The 19,836-nt window shown below is 41.6% G+C and carries 20 protein-coding genes, 1 tRNA gene and 1 pseudogene; 18 read left to right on the top strand and 4 right to left on the bottom strand.

The window, feature by feature from the left end; all coding sequences use genetic code 11:
• Positions 1–441 (bottom strand): glycosyltransferase family 4 protein (locus tag GYA54_01010; protein ID NMC51293.1); only part of this gene is annotated, 441 nt, incomplete at its 3' end.
• Between the two features lie 75 nt (positions 442–516).
• On the opposite strand from GYA54_01010, the gene GYA54_01015 reads away from it, so the two are divergent.
• The 4 genes from GYA54_01015 to GYA54_01030 all read left to right on the top strand — a co-directional run bounded on the left by GYA54_01015 (position 517) and on the right by GYA54_01030 (position 5,166).
• Positions 517–1,473 (top strand): SDR family NAD(P)-dependent oxidoreductase, encoded by a 957-nt coding sequence (locus GYA54_01015; protein ID NMC51294.1) that lies wholly within the window; start codon positions 517–519, stop codon positions 1,471–1,473.
• 94 nt (positions 1,474–1,567) lie between these two features.
• Positions 1,568–3,352: a protein translocase subunit SecD gene (gene secD, locus GYA54_01020; protein ID NMC51295.1), complete on the top strand. Its 1,785-nt coding sequence runs from the start codon at positions 1,568–1,570 to the stop codon at positions 3,350–3,352.
• A gap of 9 nt (positions 3,353–3,361) precedes the next feature.
• Positions 3,362–4,261 carry a protein translocase subunit SecF gene (gene secF / locus GYA54_01025; GenBank protein ID NMC51296.1) on the top strand — a complete coding sequence of 300 codons (900 nt, stop codon included), beginning with the start codon at positions 3,362–3,364 and terminating at the stop codon, positions 4,259–4,261.
• 32 nt (positions 4,262–4,293) lie between these two features.
• Positions 4,294–5,166, top strand: coding sequence for a hypothetical protein (locus GYA54_01030; GenBank protein NMC51297.1), 873 nt, complete (start codon positions 4,294–4,296; stop codon positions 5,164–5,166).
• Between the two features lie 69 nt (positions 5,167–5,235).
• Here the strand turns inward: GYA54_01030 and GYA54_01035 are convergent, their stop codons facing one another.
• The 3 genes from GYA54_01035 to GYA54_01045 form a co-directional block, all read right to left on the bottom strand.
• Positions 5,236–6,102 (bottom strand): PHP domain-containing protein, encoded by an 867-nt coding sequence (locus tag GYA54_01035; protein ID NMC51298.1) that lies wholly within the window; start codon positions 6,100–6,102, stop codon positions 5,236–5,238.
• Between the two features lie 91 nt (positions 6,103–6,193).
• Positions 6,194–7,237 carry a phospho-N-acetylmuramoyl-pentapeptide-transferase gene (gene mraY / locus GYA54_01040; GenBank protein NMC51299.1) on the bottom strand — a complete coding sequence of 348 codons (1,044 nt, stop codon included), beginning with the start codon at positions 7,235–7,237 and terminating at the stop codon, positions 6,194–6,196.
• Position 7,238: 1 nt separating this feature from the next.
• On the bottom strand, positions 7,239–7,601 hold the full coding sequence (locus GYA54_01045) for a hypothetical protein (GenBank protein NMC51300.1): 363 nt from the start codon (positions 7,599–7,601) through the stop codon (positions 7,239–7,241).
• Between the two features lie 99 nt (positions 7,602–7,700).
• Between GYA54_01045 and tadA the strand changes: the two genes are divergently transcribed.
• The 14 genes and pseudogenes from tadA to GYA54_01115 all read left to right on the top strand — a co-directional run.
• Positions 7,701–9,422: a Flp pilus assembly complex ATPase component TadA gene (gene tadA / locus GYA54_01050; GenBank protein ID NMC51301.1), complete on the top strand. Its 1,722-nt coding sequence runs from the start codon at positions 7,701–7,703 to the stop codon at positions 9,420–9,422.
• A 17-nt stretch (positions 9,423–9,439) separates the two neighbouring features.
• Positions 9,440–10,573, top strand: coding sequence for a type II secretion system F family protein (locus GYA54_01055; GenBank protein ID NMC51302.1), 1,134 nt, complete (start codon positions 9,440–9,442; stop codon positions 10,571–10,573).
• Positions 10,574–10,580: 7 nt separating this feature from the next.
• Positions 10,581–11,900 (top strand): prepilin-type N-terminal cleavage/methylation domain-containing protein, encoded by a 1,320-nt coding sequence (locus GYA54_01060; GenBank protein NMC51303.1) that lies wholly within the window; start codon positions 10,581–10,583, stop codon positions 11,898–11,900.
• A gap of 2 nt (positions 11,901–11,902) precedes the next feature.
• Positions 11,903–12,772 (top strand): glycosyltransferase family 2 protein, encoded by an 870-nt coding sequence (locus tag GYA54_01065; GenBank protein NMC51304.1) that lies wholly within the window; start codon positions 11,903–11,905, stop codon positions 12,770–12,772.
• 104 nt (positions 12,773–12,876) lie between these two features.
• Positions 12,877–13,395 (top strand): annotated as a pseudogene (locus GYA54_01070) (hypothetical protein).
• 438 nt (positions 13,396–13,833) lie between these two features.
• On the top strand, positions 13,834–15,468 hold the full coding sequence (dnaX, locus tag GYA54_01075; protein ID NMC51305.1) for a DNA polymerase III subunit gamma/tau: 1,635 nt from the start codon (positions 13,834–13,836) through the stop codon (positions 15,466–15,468).
• Between the two features lie 198 nt (positions 15,469–15,666).
• Positions 15,667–15,942, top strand: a complete 276-nt coding sequence (locus tag GYA54_01080) for a GIY-YIG nuclease family protein (protein ID NMC51306.1) — start codon at positions 15,667–15,669, stop codon at positions 15,940–15,942.
• Positions 15,943–15,954: 12 nt separating this feature from the next.
• Positions 15,955–16,025, top strand: a tRNA-Gln gene (locus GYA54_01085).
• A gap of 151 nt (positions 16,026–16,176) precedes the next feature.
• Positions 16,177–16,848 carry a hypothetical protein gene (locus tag GYA54_01090; protein ID NMC51307.1) on the top strand — a complete coding sequence of 224 codons (672 nt, stop codon included), beginning with the start codon at positions 16,177–16,179 and terminating at the stop codon, positions 16,846–16,848.
• Between the two features lie 151 nt (positions 16,849–16,999).
• Positions 17,000–17,257, top strand: coding sequence for a hypothetical protein (locus tag GYA54_01095; protein ID NMC51308.1), 258 nt, complete (start codon positions 17,000–17,002; stop codon positions 17,255–17,257).
• A 31-nt stretch (positions 17,258–17,288) separates the two neighbouring features.
• Positions 17,289–17,642, top strand: a complete 354-nt coding sequence (locus GYA54_01100; protein ID NMC51309.1) for a hypothetical protein — start codon at positions 17,289–17,291, stop codon at positions 17,640–17,642.
• A gap of 95 nt (positions 17,643–17,737) precedes the next feature.
• Positions 17,738–18,136, top strand: a complete 399-nt coding sequence (locus GYA54_01105) for a DUF2177 family protein (protein ID NMC51310.1) — start codon at positions 17,738–17,740, stop codon at positions 18,134–18,136.
• 1 nt (position 18,137) lies between these two features.
• The gene (locus tag GYA54_01110) at positions 18,138–18,923 is read left to right on the top strand and encodes a tryptophan-rich sensory protein (protein NMC51311.1); all 786 of its coding nucleotides are present in this window, start codon (positions 18,138–18,140) and stop codon (positions 18,921–18,923) included.
• A gap of 16 nt (positions 18,924–18,939) precedes the next feature.
• A partial coding sequence (locus GYA54_01115; protein NMC51312.1) for a virulence protein RhuM/Fic/DOC family protein occupies positions 18,940–19,836 on the top strand: 897 nt, incomplete at its 3' end.

Consider the following 19,836-nt stretch of genomic DNA (forward strand, 5'->3'; position numbering starts at 1 on the left):
GCTAAACCATTCTGACAGCCAATAAAATACGCGCTTGGGGGCGGAAAGTGGCTCATTTAAAACCAGGCCGTGGACGGTATAGATAATTTTTTTAACGCCGCATAATTTGGCGGCCAGAGCGCCGAGCGAGCCGGCTTTGCTAGAGTTGAGGTGAATAATATCTGGTTTGAGTCGGCGGACTAATTTATAAATATCGATAAAAGCCAAGAGGTCATCATGGAGATTAAGGGAGCGTTGTAGCCGGCGCAGATAATAGCTAGAGACAGAGAAGCGGGAGAGGAGAGTGAGGAGTTGTCCATCCGGTTTGCCGCCAACGGCCACCGAGACATCAAAGCCCTTGGCTTGCGCTAGGACAGCCAAATCAAAAACATATTTTTGAGCGCCACCCCATTCAGATAGTGTGACCAAATAAAGGATTTTTGTTGGTTGATTTGAGGACATAAGTTTGATATGATTATTATAATTTAGTATACATAAAAACATTAAAACATTAAAGCGCTAGAACATTAAAACATTATGAAGATATTGGTGACAGGGGGAGCTGGGTTTATCGGCTCTCATACAGTAAGAAAATTGGTCCAGCTGGGCCACAAGGTGGTAGTGGTGGACAATTTTAATAATTATTATAGCCCAAAATTAAAAGAAGACAGGATTAAAATATTTTTGAAAGGCCTGAAGTTTAGGGTGTATAGATTGAATATTGCTGATTACAAAAAGTTGGAGCAAATATTCAAGAAAGAGAAGTTTGACAAAATAATTCATCTGGCGGCCCAGGCCGGGGTGCGATATTCACTAGAAAATCCTTTTGTCTATATAGAGTCAAATATCGTAGGTACTTTTAATTTGCTCGAATTGTGCAGGCAGTATGGGGTGAAACATTTTATTTATGCTTCTTCATCATCTGTTTATGGTAATAATAAAAAATTGCCTTTTGCCGAGGGCCATAGGGTTGACGAGCCGATTTCCTTGTATGCAGCGACCAAAAAATCAACCGAACTTATGGCTTATACTTATTACCATTTGTTTGGGATAAATACGATTGGTCTCCGTTTTTTTACGGTTTATGGGCCATGGGGTAGGCCGGATATGGCAATCTTCAAATTTACCAAAAGTATCAGTGAGGGAAGGCCAATAGAGGTTTATGGCCGAGGCGCAATGGATAGAGACTTTACTTATATTGATGATATTGTGTCAGGCGTTGTCAGAACTCTAAAAATAAAGAGCGGTTGCGAGATTTTTAATTTGGGTAATTCAAAGCCAGAGAAACTCATGACAATGATCAGTTTGATTGAGAAAAATCTCGGCAAAAGAGCAATTGTGGAGATGAAACCAATGCAGGCTGGGGATGTGCACAGGACATACGCGAACACAGGAAAAGCCAGAGAAATATTGAGTTATCAACCCAAGACAAATTTAGCAGGGGGGATAAAGAAGTTTGTAAGGTGGTACAGGGGATATTATGGGACAAAATAAAAAATTTGGTCTGATTTGACAAATAGGAGGTGATATTCTATCCTAAAAAGAGAGAAATCCAAGAGGATTTTTCCTCTTTATTTTAAATAAAATTATGGCAGCAACCAGAAAAAGAGTTGGTTTGACTATATTTTTGATAATAATCTTAACATTATTGGCCCTATTATTTGACGGCCATGTTTCACCTATTGAAGACGGCGGGAAGTCTTTGAGTGTGCCAGATTGGGTGCCGGGTGCATCTTTTTGGAATAAATTTGATTTTCATCTGGGTTTGGATTTGAAGGGCGGAACCCAGCTTTTATATCAGGCGGATATCAGCAAAATTGACAGCCGCGATGCCAGTTCGGCTGTTGGAGGAGTGAGAGATGTGATAGAGAGAAGGGTAAATGCTTTTGGCGTGGCTGAACCGGTGGTACAGGTAAACCAGAATCAGGAAGGGAATTATCGTATTATTGTGGAATTGGCAGGAGTAAAAGACGTAAACCAAGCTATTACGATGATTGGCGAAACGCCGCTTTTGGAATTTAAAGAATCAAACGCTGCTTTTAACAATCAGCAAATACAGTTGACGGCCGAACAGCAGAAAGAAATGGATAGTTTTAATGAGACGGCTAGGAAAAAAGCGGAGGAGATAAATGCCAGAGCCTTGGCTGGTGAAGATTTTACTAAATTGGCTAATGAATTTTCAGAAGATCCCGGCTCCAAGGATAAAGGAGGAGATTTGGGCTGGGCGACTAAAGGATCTTTTGTGCCGGAATTTGAAAACGCTATTTTTGATATTTTGAAAGCCGGACAAATAACAGCCAGCCCTATTAAAACTCAGTTTGGTTACCATATTATCAAAAAAATAGACGAGAGGGATGCTCAGCAGATAGAGGCGACAGCAGAGGTCAATGGTACAACTACACCAATGACGATAAGCAATAAAGAAGTTTTATCAGCGCATATTTTGATTGCGACAAAATCACCCGAGGATATGGTGCCGCCAGTAGACCAGTGGTCAAATACCCAATTGTCAGGTAAACACCTGAAAAGAGCATCAGTACAATATGACCCAAATACAGGGGAGCCAGAGGTGAGTTTGGAATTTAATGATGAGGGTGCGCAATTGTTTGAAGAAATTACAGACAGAAATGTTGGCAAGCCGGTAGCAATATTTTTGGATGGCACGCCGATTTCTGTGCCAACCGTGAATGAAAAGATAACCGGTGGCAAAGCAGTGATCACTGGACGGTTTAACCTCAAAGAGGCTAAGCAGCTGGTAGAAAGACTTAATGCCGGTGCTCTGCCAGTGCCAATAAATTTGATTTCTCAAAAAACAGTGGGGCCATCCCTCGGCAAAAAATCCGTGACTGATAGTTTGGCCGCAGGCTTGTGGGGTCTTTTGGCTGTAGCGATATTTATAACCTTGTATTATCGCCTGCCAGGGCTAATGGCGGTTTTGGCTTTGTGTATTTATGCCCTTATCTCTATGGCTTCATACAGACTTTTGAATGTGACATTGACCCTTTCGGGCATAGCTGGATTTATTATATCGGTTGGTATGGCGGTAGATGCCAATGTCTTGGTATTTGAAAGACTGAAGGAAGAATTGCGCAATGGCAGGGGCTTTGCCAGCTCTTTGGAGGAGGCCTTTAAAAGATCTTGGCCGTCAATTATTGATTCTAATATTTCGACATTGATTACCTGCGCTATATTAATCTGGGTGGGCACTTCGGTAATGAAGGGATTTGCTATTACTCTGGCCATAGGTATATTGATTTCTATGTTTACAGCCATTACTGTTACTAGGAGCTTTATGCGTGTTTTGCCGGCTAAAGCGATGGAGAAATATAAGTGGTTGATTTGGCGCGGGTTAAAAACAAAGAAGACAGTTTAATTTAATATTATGTTGAGAATAGTCTATAAAAGAAAAATATTTTTTGCCATCTCGTTGGTTTTGTTTGTGGCGGCTATTATATCTTTGTCTTTGTGGGGGTTAAAATTGGGTATTGATTTTACAGGTGGGACAATAGCTGAGTATACCTTTGTCGGAGAAAGGCCAGATATCAGTAAAGTTAAGGAGGCCTTCGAAAAGGAAAATATCCAAGACATACAGATTCAGCCAGCTGGAGATAAAGAGTTGGTTTTGAGAGCACAAAGCCTGAGCGAGGAAGAGCATCAAAAAATGTTTATGGCACTGAAGAGCAGCTTTGGCGCAGATCAGGTAATAGAAAACAAATTTGAGTCAATCGGGCCAGTGGTGGGTAATGAGCTCAAAAACAAAGCCATAACCGCTTTGATCCTTACTTCACTTTTGATCGTATTGTTTATTGCCTATGCTTTTAGGAAGGTCTCTAGGCCGGTGCCATCTTGGAAGTATGGGGTGGGCGCAGTGATCGCCTTGATACATGATTTGGTAATAGTGACTGGCATATTTTCAGCCCTGGGACATTTTTGGGGTTATGAAATAGATATGTTTTTTGTGACTTCTCTTTTGACAATTCTCGGGTATTCGGTCAATGATACGATCGTGGTTTATGATAGGACTAGGGAAAATTTATTCCATAGCGCCGGAGAAACATTTGAAGAGACGGTCAACAGGAGCATTAATGAAACTATCGCTCGCTCTACTAATACTGGTTTTGCCACCCTTTTGACATTGATACTTTTGTACTTTTTTGGCGGAGAGACAATCAGAATTTTTGTTTTGTCTTTGATGCTCGGTATATTTTTTGGGACGTATTCTTCTATTTTTGTGGCGTCGCCACTTTTGGTGGTATGGCAGAAACTGGGGGGTAAGAAGTAACTTTTTGAGGGTTAAGAAATAAAATAAATTTTATGGCAGGTGGTTTGAGAGATAGGGCTTCTAGATTGGCCGAAGAAGCCTTTTTCAGTAATGTTAATCCACTGGATCGTGGAGTTTTCGGGTCACAAGGAAAAGAAGAGCCAAAGCTGGGAAGAAGAGCTTTGGCTTTGTTAGTTTTCCAGGAAATAAGAAAAATTTTAGGTCAGGGTCAGGATGCGATACTCTCTAGATTGGCCAAAGATTTTTTTTATGATATTAAAGAACTTCCCTTTAACCCAGAAAAATTTGATTTTAATGGGCTGGTAGATAGGGGCGGAACGATGGACGTTTATTACTTGAGGAACAAAGAGGAACCCGCTAAGTCCTGGGCATTGAAAATATTAAAATCACGTGGAGGTAGAATATCTTTTGATTCTTTACGGGATGCTGGCCGGTCTTTTGTTAAAGATTATCAATATATAAAGAGTTGGTATAGCGCAGAGATACAAAAAGAAGTTTTTTTGGAGCAATTTGTGCTGAGATTAAAAGACCCCAGGACCAAAAAAGATTCTATAGCCGTACTGCAGCGTTATGGAGATGAATTGAGGGATGTTTTTTGCGAGATCAGGAGAGATGAGTTGGTAAGTTTTTTAAGGAGAGACAATAAACTAAAAGAAGTTTTTATTAATTTTGTAGAAGAGACGCGCAAACATGAGCAGCAGACGGGGGAAGTAGTTGATTTTATCGGTTTTAGAAATTTATCTATTATGAGAGAGGGTGAGGGTTATCGGTTGGCGTTATTAGATCCACACGACATTCATAAGACTGAAGATGAAAATGGCAAAGGGGATCTATCTGTGGAAAGAAGCGTGGCCATGTTGGAGTATTTAGTGGGAATTGCTGATGAACTAAAAAATGATATATAACTTTGATGTTTTTTAAAACAGTCGATAACTGATCGGCTGTTTTTTAGAAATAGCAGATATTTGGGCATTCTAGGGCTTAATTTTCTTGAGAAGCTCTTGGCATTCACTGCGGGTAATCATGCGTCCCCGGTATCTCGGGCCGAGCGGGTAATTTTTGTCGTAGCCATGGTAATCAGAGCCAGCACTAATAAGTAGGTTGTTCTTTTGGGCTATTTTTTTTAGGTAGTCAATTTCGGTATCGGTGTGGCAGGTATTATAAACCTCCAAGCCATCAAATGGCAGTTCGCGGATTATTTTGGTCAGATGTTTTTGGCTATAACTAAATTCTTTTGTTTTGCTCATGGGGTGGGCAACAATGGCTAAGCCCCCGGCAGAGTGAAGCATTTTTATAGCTGGCAGTGGCTTTAGATAGAATTTTTTGGGTACATAACAAGGGCAGCCTTTGGCCAAGTATTGACGGATAAAAGTAGAGAAGTCGGGGATAGCTCCAAATTCTTTCAAGAGTCTCTTTTTGTTTTTGGGGTGGTTGATAACTGACAAGGCCACGTGGGGTCGAGCTAAGAGGGTTTTATTCAATTCATTTTTTTTGATGTGCCAACCATTATTTTTTAGCTTCGCTACCATTTTTAGCCCGCGAGTTTTTCTGGCCTCCCGGCATTTGGTTGCATACCACTTTATTTTTTTATTTTTATAATCAATTCCCAGTCCCAAGATGTGGAGAGATTTGCCCTGGTAGCGGCTGGAGATTTCCATGCCCGGGATGCCAGTGATTTGGTATTTTTTGGCAGCGGAGAGGAATTCGGCTGTCAGATCAACATTGTCGTGGTCAGTTTTGGCAATAAAAGAAAAGCCCAATTGCTTGGCTTTTTTGACGAGAGCGGTAGGGGTCAGGATGCCGTCGGAAGCGATAGTGTGGCAGTGAAGATCAAGATACATAGATAATTTATAATTTCCAATTTTTAATTTTCAAACAATTTTATAATGACTTAATTTTAAAGTAAATTTAAAATTAAAAGCCGGTGATTTATTATAAGCCTTTATCTAAGAGGAAAATGACAACGCCCATGACAGCGGTGACGCCGGCAATCACCCAAAAGCGCATAACTATCTTGCTTTCTCCCCAACCGATGGCCTGGAAATGGTGGTGGATGGGCGAGGAGAGAAATATTTTTTTGCCATGGCGGAGTTTTTTGGAGAGCATTTGTAGGATAACCGAGAGAGATTCAATTACAAAAAGAAAGCCAATTACTAAAAGTAGGAGTGCCTGATTGGTCAACATGGCGACAACCCCCAAGGTAACACCTAGGGCCATGGCGCCAGTATCACCCATAAAGAAGCGGGCTGGGACGATATTGAACCACAAGAAAGCCAAGAGGGCGCCGGCGATAACACCACATAGGGCGGCTAGGTTTATTTTGTCCTGTATGAGAGCAATGGCCCCAAAGGCAGTGAAGGCGGCGAGTAGGGTGCCGCCGGCTAGGCCATCAAGGCCATCAATCTCATTGACGGAAAAGGCGGTTGCGACGATGACAAAAATGAAAACAGGAATATACCACCAGCCAATAACCAGATTGCCGACAAAAGGTATATGAAAAACGTCCCAGTCGAGCTTGAAGTAAAACCAGAGAGCGCCGATAGTGGCGATAATTGTGTAAATTAACAAGCGGTGTTTCATGCGCAGACCACCCTTGCCACTACTTTTTATATCGATAAAGTCATCAAAAAGGCCAACAAGAGCAGTGGCGATCAGGCAGCTCAAAGGCAAGACTGTCTCCTCCCGAGTCAGAAAGTTTAGAATACCAAGAGAGCTCCTGGGGAAAAGATAATCAATATAAAAGAAAAGAAGAGCGATGATTAGGGTGGTAAACCAAATTAGGATGCCACCCATGGTGGGCGTGCCGGCCTTGTGTTCATGAAGAGAGGAAAAGACAGGCGTGGCGCCAGTATTTCTGATAGATTTGCCCAGCTTGTATTTGTAAAGATAATGAGTGAGTATGGGGGTCAAAAGGAAAGACAGCACAAAAGAAACAGTAGTAAGAATTAGTATTTTTATCAGATAGATATTGGTCATATTATTTATTGAGTAACAGGATAAGTAGGGTGATAATTATAAGAAATATTTGAAAGGCAATACTGCCGACAACCAGAAAACCAACGAGAGTATGTGAGCGCGAAGAGAGCTTATAAGCCAAATAAAAATTTATGGCAGTGATTGCCAGTCCGGCTAGGGGAAATAAAAAAATAGACCACCATTGACCGATAAGGTCTATGCCAAAATATATAGAATAACGCAGTGCAACGGGTTCCACTTGGGGCGGAAGCAGAAAATAAAAGGCGAGGAAAGAGAGTAAAACGAAAAACAAAGAGGAAAGGAGCCCTATTTTGACAACTTTGTCTTGGGAAAAGACATTTTTTTGCAAAGAAGGAAAAAGCATATATGTATTTTTATTATATAGTTATTTGTCCTCATAGTAAAGTTTGGTGATTTTTGCATAATTTTGTGTTATAATATTTATAGGTATAATTTTTTAAATATGATAAACGAAACAGAGTTCGCCAAGGATTTGGAAAAAGCCAAAGTATTATCTTCTGGTGAAATAAACAAATATATAAAAGAGGCCCAAGCAAAAAAGATTTCTTTGGCTGACTTATTGATAGGCGACAAGGTGATAGACGAGAAGCAGGCCTTTGAAAAAATTGCCAAAGCAAAAGGCGTTCCTTTTATTGATTTGTCCAATGAAGTTATCAGAAGGGATATATTACAATTTATCCCCGAGCCGATAGCTCAATCGCATGGGGTAGTGGCTTTTGATAAAAAAGGAGCCAATTTGAGGATAGCGACACTTGATCCGACTGATTTGCAGACTTTTGCTTTTATAGAGAAAAAGATAGAAATGCCCTTAGAGATTTATTATACGACCCCGACCTCTATCACCAACGTCTTGAAGCAATATCACCGTAGTCTTAGGGCAGAATTTGAAAAAATAACAGGCCGTGAGGCGTCAGAGGGGGAGGAAAAAGAAAAATTGAAAGAAATGGCAGAGGATTTGCCGATTGTCAGGGTGGTGGATACTCTGCTTGAGTATGCTATTTTCGAGGGGGCTTCTGATATCCATATAGAGCCAATTGATAAAGAGGTAATAATACGTTATCGGATTGATGGCGTATTGCGGGAGGTGATGACGCTGCCCAAAAAGGTGCACTTGGGACTGGTGGCCAGGATAAAAATATTATCCAACCTAAAACTGGACGAACATCGGTTACCGCAGGATGGCAGGTTTAAAATAGAGACAGATGACTATAAAATTTCTTTTCGTGTTTCTATTATTCCTGTTTTTGATGGGGAAAAGATAGTCATGCGTCTCCTAAATGAGTCCAACAGAGTTTTGACCTTGGAGCAGCTTGGTTTTCAGGACAAAGCCTTGGCTGCGATAAAAAGAAATATTGAAAAGCCAAATGGCATGGTTTTGGTAACAGGGCCGACAGGCAGTGGTAAGACAACTACTTTGTATACGATTTTAAACTTATTGAATAAGCCCGGAGTAAATATCACCACAATTGAGGATCCGATTGAATATCGGATGCCCGGGGTAAATCAGTCCCAAGTCAATCCAAAAATTGGTTATACTTTTGCAGCTGGGCTTCGAGCCTTTTTGCGCCAAGACCCAAATATTATAATGGTGGGAGAAATCAGAGATACAGAGACAGCAGATATCGCAGTCAACGCCGCTATGACCGGTCACTTGGTTTTGGCGACCTTGCACACCAATGATGCGGCTACGGCCTTGCCACGTTTGCAGGATATGAATATCGCTTCTTTCCTTATCGCCTCAACGGTAAATATCATAGTGGCGCAAAGATTGGTTCGGCGGGTTTGCTCCAATTGCATCCAGAAATACAAATTGGATAAAAATATTATAAAAGAGTTGGAGCAATATTTTGATTTGGACAACATCATGGGTGTTTTTAAGAAAAATAATTTATTAAAAACGGCAAAATCTTGGGATAGTCTGGAGTTTTATAAAGGTAAAGGCTGTAATCAGTGCAAAGAGGGTTATAAGGGGAGAATGGGCATATATGAAGTTTTGGAGGTAACACCGGAAATCGGCGACATGGTTCTCAAAAACAGTTCGTCTGAAGTTATATTAAAGAAGGCGCGGGAGCAGGGGATGATCACGATGACCGAAGATGGTTTTATTAAGGCCAAAAATGGTATTACAACCATTGAAGAGATAATCCGCGTAACCAAAGAATAAAAGTATAAATAAAAATTATGGCGATTACGATAAGCCAATTTTCGGATAACAAAAAAAATGAAGTAAGTGAGGACAAAAAAGATAAAAAATTTTTTGATTTTTTGAAAAAGTTTCGCAGTATCGGCTTGCGGGAAAAGATTTTTTTTGTCCAAAACTTGAGGATAATGGTAAAGGGCGGTTTGTCGCTTGGCGCCGCGCTCGATACGGTAGCGGCGCAGGTCAGCAATAGTTATTTTAAGGAGATACTGGGCAATGTCTCTCACGAGGTGGATTCGGGTGTATCTTTCTCTCAGGCATTGGAGAAATACCCAAAGGTTTTTAATGATTTATTTGTAAACATGATCAAATCTGGAGAGATGTCTGGCAATCTCGAAGGTGTCTTGGAAAGGCTGCATATCCAGATGAAAAGAGATCATGATCTGATCGCCAAGGTAAAGGGGGCGATGGTTTACCCTCTGGTGGTGGTAGTGGCGATGGTCGGTATAGGTACAGCCATGATTGTCTTTGTGGTGCCCAAGCTGATAGCCATTTTTGAAGAATTTAAGGCCAAGTTGCCCTTGCCAACCAGAATCCTTATTGGGGTTAGTAAGTTTATCACCGCCAACGGGGTATATGTGGTATTGGGGTTGATAATTTTTGTGTTTATTTTTATAAAATTTTATCGGAGCGAGAGGGGTAAAAATATTTTTCATAAGATATTTTTAAAAATTCCAGTTTTTTCAACCATTGTGAAAAAAATAAATTTGGCTCGTTTTTGTCGAACAACATCTTCCTTGTTGAAGACGGATATACCTATTGTGCAAAGCTTGAAGATAACATCATTAATTGCCAGTAATGTTTATTATAAGATGGCCCTGGTGGACGCCTCACAAAAGATAGCCAAGGGTTTACAGATCAACAAGGTTTTGTCTGGGTATCCAAAACTTTTTCCGCCGACAGTGATCCAGATGCTAAAGGTAGGTGAAGAGTCTGGAGCAGTGGACGAGGTTTTGGATGAAGTGGCCCAGTTTTATGAAGAGGACATAAATCAGGTAATGGAGAGTCTGCCTTCTTTGATTGAGCCAATATTGATTTTGGTTTTGGGTTTTGGCGTTGGTGGTATGGCGATTGCCATTATTATGCCGATGTATTCTTTGACGCAGTCTTTTTGATTTAAAAATGAGAAGAATAAAAAAAATAAGGGGCTTTTCCCTTTTAGAAGTAATTTTTACCATTGCTATTTTGGCCGTGGCTATTTTTACTTTGTATTCTTTGTTCAATTTATCTTTGAAGATGGTCTGGGAGACGAAAGCCAGAGTGGGGGCAACGCAATTGGCGAATCAAAAATTGGAAATTATTAGGAATTTGCCATATACGAGCATTGGTACGGTCGGTGGCGTGGTGCCGGGGGCGATAGCAGAGGAGGAGAGTGTGGAGCTGAATAGTATAGTTTACGATGTCTATACAAACGTGGTTTATGTAGACGATCCTTTTGACGGCACTTGGAATTCTGATCCGGTAGATATAGTCCCGAGTGATTATAAAAGGGTCCTGGTCAGGGTGAGCTGGAATTCTAATTTTAGTTCTTCGCCAGTAGATTTTTTTACGGATGTGGCCTCAAGAAATGGAGAGGAAGCGATCGGCGGGGGCACTCTCGCGATCACAGTTTTTGACGCTAGTGGTTTGCCGGTCGGAAATGCCAATGTGCATATTTATAATAATCAAATCAGTCCCATTATTGACACTAACACTTTTACCAACGCACAAGGCCAGATTGTTTTGCCAGGCATAAAAGCGGCGAGTGATTCTTACCAGATAACCGTGACAAAGTCTGGCTATACCACAGACAAGACTTATAATACAACGACAGATTTGCCGTCACCAGATAAGCCGCATCTAAGTATTATAGAGGGGCGGTCAACATCAGAGAGTTTTACTATAGATCTGGTGTCAAATATGAATATCCATGTTCAGGATGTAAATGGATTGGCCCTAGAGGGGGTGACGGTGAGCCTGCGAGGAGAGAAAACTATCGGGCGCGACAGCGGCGGAGACTTGGTCTATAAATATAATGAGAGTAAAACAACAAATTTTGCTGGCAATATTGTTTTGCCAAATATGGAGTGGGACACCTATAATATGACAGTTTCTGAGGCGTCTGGTTATGATATAGCAGAAGTTGACCCGCCCCAACCGATAGTTTTGCCCGTGAATTCTAGCCAAGACGTTGTAATTACCCTAGATCCAGCAGCAGAACACAGTCTCTTGACGGTAGTAAAAGATATTGAGGGGTTGCCCATCGCAGGGGCGAGTGTACACGTGACAAATAGTTTTGGATATGATAATACATTAGAAACAGGGCTGGCCGGGCAGGCTTTTTTCACCCCGCTCAATAATGCTACTACCACAGTTGAGGTGACTCATGGCAGTTATCAGTATTATTTAAATGAATTTATTTTGAGTGGTTATACGGTCGAGCCGGTGATATTGGTGCAATAAAGATGATTTCTATAATAATCACAGCGAAAAACGAAGCTAAGACCATCAAGAGGGCGGTCCTGGCTTTTGTTGGGGAAAAGCTCGAGTCCAGTGAGATAATAGTAGTGGCGCCAGATCAAGAAACCTTGGAGTCTGCGAAAGATGTTGGCGAGCCAGTGATAGCGATAAGGGATTTGGGGCACGGCAAAAGTGCAGCTTTGAATCTGGCGATCCGGCAAGCGAGGGGGGAAAAAGTAATATTTTCAGATGGCGATGTAGAGATAAAACCGGGGGCGGCTAGATATTTGGCAGAAAGCGATGGCGATTTGGTCTCTGGGCAGCCGGTGGCGCAAAAAAATCAGATAGGAATTTTTGGTTTTTGGCAGAATGTTTTATTTGATACAGCCCACAGGATTAGAGTTGAAAAAAGTTCACGGGGAGCTTATTTTCCCGTGAGTGGTTATTTGTTTTTGGCAAGGAGAGAGACACTAGCTGATTTTGTCTGGCCGGAAGAATCTTTGGCTGAAGATGATTTTTTTTCCCATTACGCTTGGCACAAGGGATTTAAAATAAAATATGAAGAACGGGCAGAGGTGAATGTGTTGGCACCCAAAAATTTTTCAGATTGGTTGAAGCAAAAAGTCAGAACATTGGCGGCTAGTTACCAGATACCAAAAGAGTGGCAAGTAAAAGAAGAGCCGCGCTCTTTTTGGGGCGAGACCTCGGGTGGCGGCCAGATGTGGAAGAAATATGCCCTTGGCCCAAAGGAAAAAGTTTGGCTTTTGGCCTTATTCGGCGCGCGTCTCTTGGCTTGGCTAATTGCTTTTTGGCGGGTAAAAATATTGGGTCAAAAAAGAGAAAAAATTTGGCAAAGGGTGGAGAGCACAAAGTAAGACTGGACAGCAAAAGCAGGATATTTTATAATATAATTATTGATACTTATCCATTAAGTTATTAGTTTTTCTTACAAAATAAAACTAATACAAAAACAAAAAATATGAGCAATAGCGATAAAAAAATATTGGAACTGAAAAGTCTGGTGGAAGGTGCGGAAATATCTCTGCAACAGGCCAGAAAAATCCTCGATGGACTGATGGGTAGCGAGAACACAATCTTGGCAGATGAGGCCAAGAGGGTGGGTAGTGCGGCAGGGGGGCAGGACGGTCAGATAATTGAAGGTCTTTTTGACGGACAGAACATGCTTGGGCCGGACGGAAAAAGATATTCGGTGCCAGCCAACTATGCCTCAAAATCAAAATTGGTTGAAGGGGACGGTTTGAAGCTGACAATTATGCCAGACGGATCTTTTGTTTATAAGCAGATAAATCTTTTGGATCGTGACCGTGTCGTAGGCATCTTGTCGATTGATGAAAAAACCGACGAATATCGGGTGGTGGCCAATGGCAAGTCATATAAGGTTTTGACCGCCTCAATCACCTATTATAAGGGTGAGCCAGGAGACAGGGTGACCATACTTGTTCCCAAGGGCAGAGAGACTGCTTGGGCAGCGGTAGAAAATATTTTTAAGGCAGGAGAAGAAATACCGGGCATGGATACACCAGAAGAAAAGCCAGCGGAAGACAAAACCAAAGAGGCGGCAAAATCTATTTTTGACGAGATGAAAATGGAACCAGAGGAAGAAAAAAAAGAAGAAGCCACAACCTTGACGCCCATGGATGGGGAAAAGCCACAAGAGTCATTTTTGGTGGAAGATAAGAGCGGCGGGCTTTATGGGCCGTCAGCGCCAGAGCCAAAGCCATTGCCAAACAATCTGAATAATTTTTTGAGTGAAGAACCAACGAAGACAGATGACCTGGGAGACAAAGATAATCAGGGGTTGGAAGAACTATAATATTTTGAGCTTTTGAGCCCCCGAATAAAGGGGGCTTTTGTTTTATGTTGATTGGATAAGATATTTTTTGACATTTGAGCTTTTAGCCATTAAGATAAGTGTATGGCTTCGATTTATCGTAAATACCGGCCAAAAACATTTAAAGAAATGGTCGGTCAAAATCATATAAAAATGACCCTAATGAGCGAGATCGCTTCGGGTAATTTTACGCATGCTTATTTATTTTGTGGGCCGAGAGGGCTTGGCAAGACAACGGTAGCTAGACTTTTGGCCAAAGCGGTAAACTGTGAGGCAAGGAAAGAGGGAGAGACAGAACCATGCAATAAGTGCCAGTCGTGTCTCGAGATCAATGAGGGCAGGGCGATGGATTTGATGGAAATAGATGCGGCCTCGCATACGGGCGTGGACAATGTGCGTGAAAATATCATAGATAATGTTCGTTTTTCACCACATCGTTCCAAATTTAAGGTTTTTATTATAGACGAGGTACATATGCTTTCCATTAGCGCTTTTAATGCGCTTTTGAAAACCTTGGAAGAGCCGCCAGCCCATGCCATTTTTATTTTATGTACGACAGAAACGCACAAGGTGCCGGAGACGATAATTTCCCGTTGCCAGAGGTTTGATTTTAAAAAAGTGGCACCAGCCGAGGCGATAAAAAGGCTCAAGATGATAGCCGATTCCGAAAAAGTGAAGATAGAAGAGGAGGTCTTTGAGGTTATAGCTATACGATCGGAAGGGTGCATGAGGGACGCAGAGAATTTTTTGGGGCAGGTATTGTCTTTGGGCGAGAAAAAAATTACATTTGAACAAGCTACCTTGGTTTTGCCCTCAGCCGATATTTCTTTGGTGATGGCATTTTTGAAAATTATTTTCAGCCAACAGACGGGGGAAGCCCTTGATTTTATAAATAAAATGGTAGATGACGGTGTGGACCTTGAGGTATTTAATAAAGAATTGGTAATATTTTTACGCAAGATGATTTTGGTAAAAGAGGGAGCGGTCAAGTCAGACTGGATAGGCATGCTCGGCAAGGTCGGGTCAGACATGACCAATATCGTGGAAAGAGCGACAGTGGCGCAGTTGGTGGAAAATTTGAAGATATTTTTGTCAGTAGGCAGAGACTTGAAAGACAGTGAGATACAGCAATTACCCCTGGAGCTCGCCGTAGTGACTATCTGCGACAAGGGCAGGGAAACGGGCCGGATTGGCGGGATAGATGGCGGAACAATGTTGAAAATGCCAACAATTATTAGAAGAGAGAAAGAACAAGAAGCAAAGAAAGAACCAGGCCAAGAAAAATCAGAAGAAGAGCCATTGGTTGTGTTTAAAAAATCTGATAACCAAGGAGTATTTCAGGAAATTGAAAAAAAGTGGACGCAAATTATAAAAGCCGGGCACCAGAAGAGCAGAGACCTGATGTTTATCAATGAGTCAATGGTCTGGCCTCTTTTGATAGAAAATGATACATTGGAAATAGGTTTTAAGTATGATTTGCACAAAAGCCGTTTTGAGATGAATAGCAATAAAGATATTTTTGTCGAGGCAATAAAAGAAATAGTTGGCCAAGAGCTAAAAGTGAGGGGTCGGGCACTCAAGCCGAGTGAGTTGGCAGAGCTGGATATGCGACGTGAGGCAAGAGAACAAAGCGAGGAAAGCCTGAGCGGTGTAAAAGTAGCTGAGAATGATATTTTGGGGCAGGTACTTGAATCTTTTGGGGGAGAAGTGGTAGAATAATTTTTAATAGAGCTTGTCTCGAGTGGAGCGAAGTATAGTCGAGGGAACACGTCTAGATTGGTGTTAATTATAATTAGCATAATTACTGTGGTACGGGATCTTTCGCCCTGCTCAAGATAAAATTGTTTTTGTTCGGGGATCGTCTAATGGTAGTCGCCTCGTCGGCGACCCGCCGTAGAGGCGGGGACAAAATTAATTATGTGGTATACTTATAATTTATTAAGCCTTAAAAATTTTAGGATTTATACAGGTAGCACAAGTGATCTAAAGCAGAGATTTGCTGATCACAATAAGGGGATTGGTGGGAAGTATACAGCAGACAATAGACCTTTCAAGCTAATCCACTATGAAGCTTTTTTGACAAAAATTGAGGCATTAGAGCAGGAACGTTTTTATAAAACAGGATATGGAAGAGAGGTTTTGATGAGTAAATTACACGAAACCTTGAAGTATCTTAGAGCAAATAAAAAGTAAGGAGAGCAATGTTCGGGGATCGTCTAATGGTAGGACTACAGGTTTTGGTCCTGTCAATCGGGGTTCGAATCCCTGTCCCCGAGAGTTAAAAAATTCATCAGCTTTAGGCTGGTGGATTTTTTAATTTTTGAACAAATCCGGGATTCGAAGGGTAGAGAAAATTGGGTTAATTTGCCAAAAATTTTAGAAAGTGAGAAAATAAAGACAATGTTGATTATTAATTAAATATAGTTTATGGAAAAAGACATTTTGGAGAAGGATAATCCCGAGGTCGAAATTGCTCCGACGCTGGCTGAAGAGCAGCCAAAAGAGGAGAAGAAAACAATAAAAATAAATTGGAAAATCGTGGCGATTGTGGTGGCAGCTGCGGTAGTTTTGGTTTTGGCTTATTTTTTGAAAGGCTTGGTAGTGGCAGCAACAGTCAATGGCAGTCCGATCAGCCGGTTTGCGGTGATTGAAAAATTAGAGAAGAGCTCTGGTAAGGTTTTGTTGGATTCTTTGATTACCAAAAAACTGATTGCCGCAGAAGCCAAAGCAAAGAATATTACTGTGAGCCAAGAGGAGATAGACGAGCAGATAAAAAAGATCGAGGAGCAGATAAAGACACAGGGGGGCACGCTGGAAGAGGCCCTGAAGATGCAGGGCATGGAGAGAAAAGATCTAGAGGAACAGATAGTCATACAAAAACAGGTAGAAAAGATGGTGGCTGACAAGATAGCGGTGAGCGATGAGGAAGTGACAAAATATATCGCTGATTATAAAATAGAAATAGCCAAGGATGATGAGGCGGCGACTAGGGAGCAGGTGAAGCAGGAGATCAGTAATATGAAGCTCAATCAGGAAGCCGAGGCTATGATCAGTCGGCTCAAAGCAGAGGCCAAGATAAAATATTTTGTAGAATACTAAAAGACAATAAAAAGTCCGGGGCAGGCTCCCCGGCTTTTTTATCCCGCACAAAATTTTTGGGCAGGATAAATTTGCCAAAAATCGAGAAAAATGGCAAGATAATAAAAACAAAGAAATTAATTGTAAACAAAACATAAAGGAGGGAGATTATATGGAAGATTATGATTACCAATACGAGGAAGAGAATGATAAGCGGGTGACCCGTTTTAGGTTTTTCAAAAAAGCCAGTGTGGTGTTTGGAGTTTTGACCGCGGTGGCGATTTGTCTCGCGGTTATCGGGGTGGCCTTGAATATCAGCTGGTTGTGTCTGATTATTATTATCAGCCTTTTGCTGGTTTTCTTTTTGTTATCGATCGGCTGTGCTTTTTTGGCTGGGAAAAAAATGGCGGTACTAAATTGTAGAACATAAAGACTTGGAGGACCTAATGGCAAGGCTATATTTGTCAACAATTTTGGAGGCCATGCAACATGGCTCGGCTGAAGAAATTGCCGATATTATTGCGGGCACATCAGATGACCCAGACAGGCTGGTTAGTCTTGGCTTACTGTTCGCAGTGGCCAGGAAGAAGCTGCTCCCGAAACGACTTGAAGCTATATTGCAGGCGGTAGCCACTCACCCGAGACTTGCTGGCATAGCTGGGTATCTGGGTGACGAGAGAGCTGGCGATCCAAATGCTAGCCCAACAGGGGTGTATTTTTCAGTCCATAAGACTATTTATCAGAAGGCCTTGGGATTGACACCCAAGAATATATACAGAGAAATTATTAAAAAAGCGAGGTATCCCGAAGCCTGATTCGTGGCCCTGACGATTTTCGTTAGGGCTCTTTTTTATTTGCTAAAAGCAGATAAAGATGAGATAATTTGAATATAAGTTATAAAATTATTTATATGATTTATTTTTTATACTATCTAGCGATTTTGGTTCCCTTGGGGATGATTGACGCCCTATGGCTTGGAGTAGTGGCCAAAGGGTTTTATGCCGAGCGCATGGGTTTTTTGTTTCAAAAATCAATAAATTTTACGCCAGCGGTTTTGTTTTATTTGGTTTATGCCGCGGGTATTCTGGTTTTGGCAGTGATGCCGGCTTTGGCAAAAAATAATTGGCTGGAAGCTTTGTGGCGCGGGGCGCTTTTGGGCTTGGCGGCTTATAGCGCTTATGATTTGACCAATCAGGCGACTATTGCCAATTGGCCTTGGACAGTGACTATGGTAGATATATTGTGGGGAGTTTTTGTGACCGCGGCCACCAGTATCATTGCTTTTTTTATTATTAATTATTTTAAATAATATGAACACTATTTTTCTCAGGCTCGGGGCCTTGGTCGGCTATATCATTATGGTCGGGGTAAATTATCTGGCGGTGTCATTGCCTCTGGCTGGTCGGGACACTGGCGCTATTTCCGACAGCTATCCAAATCTGTTCGCGCCGGCGGGTTATGCTTTTTCTATCTGGGGATTGATTTATACTCTGCTTGGTATTTATGTGATTTATCAGCTGACGCGCAAAGATGATGTACTAGTGGCGCGAGTGAATCAAGTTTTTATTATTAACACACTTTTAAATGCCGCTTGGCTTTTTGCCTGGCACTATGATGTCATCTGGCTCTCCGTCATTATCATGCTCGCTATGCTCGCGACTTTGATCAGGCTGGCGGATATTTTGCGCGAGGGCGCCAAGACGGCCAAAGAGCGTTGGCTCGTGCGTTTGCCTTTTAGTATTTATTTTGGCTGGATCACAGTGGCCACCATTGCCAATATCACGATATTATTGGTGAGCCTGGGTTGGAATGGCTTTGGTATTAGTGAGAGTATCTGGACAGCAGTAGTTTTGGTGGTGGGGACAATCATTGGCTCATGGCGCATGTGGCGCGATCGCTATATTCCTTATGGTTTGGTCTTGCTCTGGGCTTATGGCGCGATTTTGTCCAAACATTTATCCAAAGATGCTTTTGATGGCCAATATCCTTTGGTTATTTGGACAGTGGGGGCGTGTCTTTTGGTCTTTGTCATAGTTTTGGTGCTGATCGGGGTGAAGGGCAAGGGGAATAAAGTGATGAATGAAAAGGCGGGGTAGCATAAATAAAATTTTTATGGCCAAAAAAGATTTAAAAAATAAAGTTGTTATTTATCAAGCCAAATCCGGAGCGATTGAACTCAAAGAGGATTTGCAGAAACAAACTATCTGGGCCAGCTTACAACAAATGGCTAATCTTTTTGATACTGACAAATCTGGTGTCTCTCGTCATATTAAAAATATTTATCAAACCAAAGAATTAAATAAAACGGCAACTGTTGCAAAAATTGCAACAGTTCAAAAAGAAGGAAATAGAAAGATTGGGCGTGTTATTGAGTACTATAATTTAGACATGATTTTATCGGTCGGTTACCGCGTCAATTCCAAAAAAGCGACTACGTTTCGTCAATGGGCGACCAAAACCTTGCGGGCGCATATTTTGGACGGCTACACGATCAACCGGGCGCGCATTGCCAAAAATTATGACGCTTTTATCAAAGCAGTGGAGCAAGTTAAAAAACTTTTGCCAGCCGGCTCGAAAATAAGTCAAACCGAGGTTTTGGATTTGGTAAAACTTTTTGCCAATACTTGGTTGTCGTTGTCTGCCTATGACCAGTCTGGCTGGCCAAAGAATGGCGCGACGAAAAAGCAGGTCAAACTGACAGCCGATCATTTATGGCAAGCGGTGAATGATCTGAAGCGCGAATTGGTAGCCAAGAAATTGGCGACAAAAATTTTTGCTCAAGAAAGCGCGGTAGGAAATTTGGCTGGTATTGTGGGTAATGTGATGCAAGCTTTTGACAAGAAAGATGTTTATCCGACTTTGGAAGAAAAAGCCGCGCACTTATTATACTTTATGGTCAAAAATCATCCGTTTGTTGATGGTAATGGCAGAATTCACAGATATCTCATTCATCATGTACTGTCAAAAATGAATTTCTCAAAACAGGGAATTGTCTTCCCTGTATCAGCA

Source organism: Candidatus Kuenenbacteria bacterium, from assembly GCA_012797775.1.
In the GTDB taxonomy this organism is placed as follows: Bacteria; Patescibacteriota; Patescibacteriia; order UBA2196; family GWA2-42-15; genus JAAZMX01.